The sequence below is a fragment of the Clavibacter sp. MX14-G9D genome, assembly GCF_032917815.1.
In the GTDB taxonomy this organism is placed as follows: domain Bacteria; phylum Actinomycetota; class Actinomycetes; order Actinomycetales; family Microbacteriaceae; genus Clavibacter; species Clavibacter michiganensis_K.
The window spans coordinates 1-762 of record NZ_JAVCVL010000419.1; the positions used below are offsets into that span (position 1 = coordinate 1).

The 762-nt window shown below is 79.4% G+C and carries 1 protein-coding gene; it reads left to right on the forward strand.

All coding sequences use genetic code 11. From position 1 onward, the window contains the following. Nucleotides 1-762: NAD-dependent epimerase/dehydratase family protein (locus Q6969_RS16065; protein WP_317231334.1), on the forward strand; the 762-nt coding region annotated here is incomplete at both ends.

Consider the following 762-nt stretch of genomic DNA (forward strand, 5'->3'; position numbering starts at 1 on the left):
CCGACGGCACGCGGCTCGTGCGCGCCGACCGCGACCGCGCCGACGCCTACGCGGCCGTCGCGGGCGCGGAATGGGACGAGGTCGTCGACCTCACCTCCTCCGCGGAGCACGCCCGCGCGGCCGTCGCGGCGCTCGCCGACCGGGCCCGCCACTGGACGCTGGTCAGCACCGTCTCGGTCTACGCCGCGCCCGCCCGGCCCGGCGACGACGAGACGGCGGCGGTGGTCGAGCCGGTGGACCTCGAGGACTACGGCCAGGCGAAGGCCGCGGCCGAGCGCGCCGTCACCGCGGCGCTCGCGGGACGGCGGATGATCGTGCGGCCCGGGCTCGTCGTCGGGCCGGGCGACGACAGCGACCGGTTCGGCTACTGGCCCGCTCGCGCCGCGCTGGCGGGCGAGGGGCCCCTCCTCCTGCCCGACGCCGCCGGACGGCGCGCCCAGGTCATCGACGCCCGGGACCTCGCCGACCTGGTGGTCGACGTGAGCGCGCGGCGGATCGACGGCGTCGTCGACGCGGTCGGGGAGAGCGTGCCGCTCGCGGACGTGCTCGAACTCGCGGCGGAGGCGGCAGGATCCACGGGCGAACGGGTCGTCGCGACCGACGCGCAGCTGGCCGACGCGGATGTCCGGCACTGGGCGGGGCCGCGCTCGCTGCCGCTGTGGCTGCCCCGCGACGCCGCGGCGCTCACCGCCCGGAGCGACGCGGGGATCCGCGCCCTCGGGTCGCGCCGACGCCTACGCGGCCGTCGCGGGCGCGGAATGG